Below are 3,922 nucleotides of genomic sequence, written 5' to 3'. Positions count from 1 at the left end.
CCTGCAGCCAGGCAGCCCGCAGCGCGAACAGCGCGCCGACGCGGTTGTTGCTCGCGCAATGAACCACGGTGTTGCCGCCGCCGGTCTCGGCCAGCAGCTTGTCGAAAGCCTTGACGTTGGCCAGGTTCAGCTCGTGCGGGCCGGCGATTGGCAGGTTCGCGTAAGCCATGCCGCAGCTCGCGGCAGTGGCCGCTTCGTCGAACTCGCCCTGCTCGGCACGCGGCCGCAGATTGATGACGTGCTTCACACCGGCGTCCTTCAGTGCTGCGAACTGCTCGGGTGCCACGGCGCCCGACGTCCACAGGTTCTCGGTCGGGTGCTTCTCGTTCAGCAGATTCAGGCTGGTCATGGTCGGGTCAAGTCAGTGGCGAATGGGGAGCGAAAGTGTAAGCGCTGGCGCTGCGGTAGGGCGGCCCATGGCCGCCGAAGCCGCGACGATCACCGATGCCGGCGGCCACGGGCCGCCCTACGGATGCCATGTTCGCCCTCGCAGACTAGGCAAGCTCGAACCGCTACGCTCCCGGCATCTCAGCCGACCGGATGCCCGCCGTGGATTTCAGCCTTGCCCCCGAACTCGAAGCGCTCAAAGTAAAAGTGCGTGACTTCATCGCCGATGAAGTCATCGCCTACGAGACCGACGAGCGAGTCACCCATCACGGCCCTACCGATGGCCTGCGCGACGAACTGGTCATCAAGGCCCGCCGCGCTGGCCTGCTGACACCGCACGCTTCGCGCGAGCTCGGCGGCCTGGGCCTGAGCCATGTCGAGAAAGCCATCGTCTTCGAGGAAGCCGGCTACTCCACGCTTGGCCCTATCGCGATGAACATCGCCGCACCGGACGAAGGCAACATCCACCTGATGGAAGTGGTCGCCACCGAGTCGCAGAAGGCGCGCTGGCTGGAACCGCTGGTCGCCGGCCACACCCGCTCCTGCTTCTGCATGACCGAACCCGCGCCCGGCGCCGGTGCCGATCCCTCGATGCTGAAAACCACCGCCGTGCGCGATGGCGATCATTACGTCGTCAACGGCACCAAGTGGTTCATCACCGGCGCTCACGGCTCGGCGTTCGCCATCATCATGGCGCGCATGGAAGACGGCAGCGCCACCATGCTGCTCAGCGACATGGACCGCGACGGAATCATCCTCGAACGCCAGATGGACGCACTGGACCGCTGCTTCACCGGCGGCCACGCCGTGGTCCGTTTCGAGAACTTGCGGATTCCCGTGGAAGACGTGCTCGGCGAAGTCGGCCAGGGCTTCCGCTACGCCCAGGTACGCCTGGCACCGGCCCGACTCACGCACTGCATGCGCTGGCTCGGCCAGGCCCGCCGCGCCCATGACATCGCCAGCCAATACGCCCGCGAACGCCAGGCCTTCGGCAAATCACTGGGCAGCCACGAAGGCGTGGGCTTCATGCTCGCCGACAACGAAATGGACCTGCACATCAGCCGCCTCAGCATCGCCCACTGCGCTTGGGTGCTCGATCAGGGGCACGCCGGCAAGGCCGAATCCAGCCGCACCAAGGTCATCGTCTCCGAAGCCATCTGGCGAGCCATCGACCGCAGCGCCCAGATCCTCGGCGGCAAAGGCGTGACCGGCGAAACCATCGTCTCCCGCATCTTCGCCGATGCCCGTGGCTTCAGGATCTACGACGGCCCGAGCGAGGTGCATCGCTGGAGTCTGGCGCGGGGGATTTTGAAGGGGAGGGAGTGATGGGTCGTTCTTCCGCGTCTTTGCTCGAGTTGGGTCGCTTTCGAATCTGGCGCAACTTTGGTTTAGGCTTTGCTTCCGACGGTTAGCAGCGACTTGGACCCAGAAACGGATTAGCGGTCAGCTGCAGGTACCGTTTGCGATCGAGTGCATTTGCTGTCGGTTCACGACGCGTTGATCTTTCAGGGGCTTGCGATGATTGTGGATTGCCTCAACAGCAAGAATTTTGGATTAGGGGACTTGGTCAGTACTCCCCCAACTCGGGGCAAGTCCCCTATTAGGTGTTGGGTGCTATGAAGCCATGGCGTCGAAGTCAAGGACAGTATCCATGCCCGAACTGCGGCGCAACTGTCGTAGTGCGTGAGAGTGAGCTTCTTGGCGGCTTTCCACTGACCCTTGCACTTTATCCACTGATTATCCTGGTCTTTCTAGCTCTTGGCGTCTTCGCAGAGCGCTACCACATCGCATCGTCGGCAGTGGTATGGGGCGTCTCTGCAATAGTCGCGTTCCTGCTGGCCCGGCCAATCATCGCCCGGCTCACATCGAGTACCTGCACTCAGTGCAAATCGATTTCGTCACTTAAGGAACTTCGTCGTCATGCGCGCACCCAACCAGTCGTTCAAGCCGACCGGCCATAAGCAGCCATGGCCGGCGGCTTAACTTAGGCGTTGGCCAGCATCATCAAATAGTTAAGGTCTTTAAATGAACGCTCAAGACAAAAAGAAAATCGAGCATCTTAAGTGGGCTGTGGAGAGTCGTGCACGCAATCAACGGTGCGCCGTAGTTTTGCTTGAGTCATTCACAGAGCACGAGAAGCTTTGGAAAACTAAGAAGTGGTCCCGGGCAGCGCAGGATTTGCTTTCGGTTTCGTTTTCACTGTGGCGGGCGGCATTCCTAGCGGACAAAGAGGCAAAGAGAGCGGCCGTTTTCTCTCACGCACGGGAGTTTCTTCAGAAAATTATAGAAGACAATGCGATTGGCTTCCCGCAGGATCGAAAGTCCAATGAATGGACATTCAACTACTACACAAGGAATGCACGAGCCGCCCTACAAGTTCTTGCTAAGTACTGGCCCGAACAGGTACTTGAATACGATGGCAAGAAGCGAACGCCCACCCAGAGATGGGAATACTGTCAGGACTTGCTCGACTCAGCAATATCGGAATTTATAAAGGCCGTAGGGGAGATTCAGGCTCACGAGCAAAATAGAACGAAAGTAGTGCAGCGGCGAGCCGACGCCAAAGCGCGACGAGCAAAATCCCGAAGCATTACGCTTTCAAATAGAAAGAAAGTTGTCAATGTTTAGGCTTGGTCTCTGCGCCATGCCGGCCAACAAGGGGTTCCACGCGACGTCCCGGCCTCCGCTGCTTTGCAGCTACATCCGGGCCGCGCGTGAACCCAGGCGTTGGGCCCATAAAAAGCAGCGAGTGATTCGATGATCGATGACGAAGTCGCACGACATGTAGTTAGTCAAGAAGGGTTACCAGCCCTATTCCCTACTCATGCGCATCACGTTAGCTTCTGGGAAGCGTTAGGTCGCGCTGTAGCGACGTTCGGGTTTTTAGAGGAAACGTTAGCTAAAGCCATATTTTCCTTCGCGGCAACTAAGCCTTACGCAGAAAGCGAGATAGAAGCAGCTTTTTCAGCTTGGCTTCCCAAGCTCGAACGTCTGCTATCAGATCAACTCGGCGGATTAATCGATACCTATGGAAAGGCTATCAGAGAGCACCCCAGAAGCACGATTTCGAACCTCAACGAGCTTCTCGGCGATCTACGTAAAGCATCCAGTACAAGGAACGTTCTCTGTCACGGCTCGTGGCGAGTCCCCAACACGTCCGGCGCGTCACTTCCTTTATTCATGAATCGCCAAAATGAACTCTGTACCACCACATTCGACGTTGAAAGCCTAGAGGGAATCCGGAAGCACACGGTCGTTCTTATATGTGCTGTCATCAATTCCGTCACCCACATGGGCTGGCAGTTCCCTGGCTCAGCTGGCCCGGGCAAGGTCGTTTGGCATCATGCTCACTCTGCTCCCTAGCTTGCGAGCGCCCAACAACGCGTTCCAGCCGAAGTATTTGCCTCCGCTGCGATACGGAAATCCTCGGCTGAACCCGGGCGTTGGGCGCCAAAGTGACGATCTGAAGACGTGATAAAGCCGCTACTGCATTTCGAAAAACCAACGCTGCAAGCACTTTATGTAGAAATGTGCT

General features: G+C 58.6%; 4 protein-coding genes. 3 read left to right on the top strand and 1 reads right to left on the bottom strand.

The window, feature by feature from the left end:
- A partial coding sequence (locus tag QZY06_RS09980) for a sulfur transferase domain-containing protein (protein ID WP_295683574.1) occupies positions 1-349 on the bottom strand: 349 nt, incomplete at its 3' end.
- Positions 350-549: 200 nt separating this feature from the next.
- On the opposite strand from QZY06_RS09980, the gene QZY06_RS09975 reads away from it, so the two are divergent.
- The 3 genes from QZY06_RS09975 (at position 550) to QZY06_RS09965 (ending at position 3,750) form a co-directional block, all read left to right on the top strand.
- Positions 550-1,713: an acyl-CoA dehydrogenase family protein gene (locus QZY06_RS09975; protein ID WP_295683572.1), complete on the top strand. Its 1,164-nt coding sequence runs from the start codon at positions 550-552 to the stop codon at positions 1,711-1,713.
- Positions 1,714-2,412: 699 nt separating this feature from the next.
- Entirely contained in the window at positions 2,413-3,015 is a 603-nt protein-coding gene (locus QZY06_RS09970; protein WP_295683571.1) for a hypothetical protein, read from the top strand.
- A 129-nt stretch (positions 3,016-3,144) separates the two neighbouring features.
- Positions 3,145-3,750 carry a hypothetical protein gene (locus QZY06_RS09965; RefSeq protein WP_295683569.1) on the top strand — a complete coding sequence of 202 codons (606 nt, stop codon included), beginning with the start codon at positions 3,145-3,147 and terminating at the stop codon, positions 3,748-3,750.
- Positions 3,751-3,922: the final 172 nt, after the last annotated feature.

The sequence above is a fragment of the uncultured Nevskia sp. genome (assembly GCF_903885465.1).
Lineage (GTDB): Bacteria > Pseudomonadota > Gammaproteobacteria > Nevskiales > Nevskiaceae > Nevskia.
This window is presented reverse-complemented; position numbering and strand designations above follow the sequence as displayed.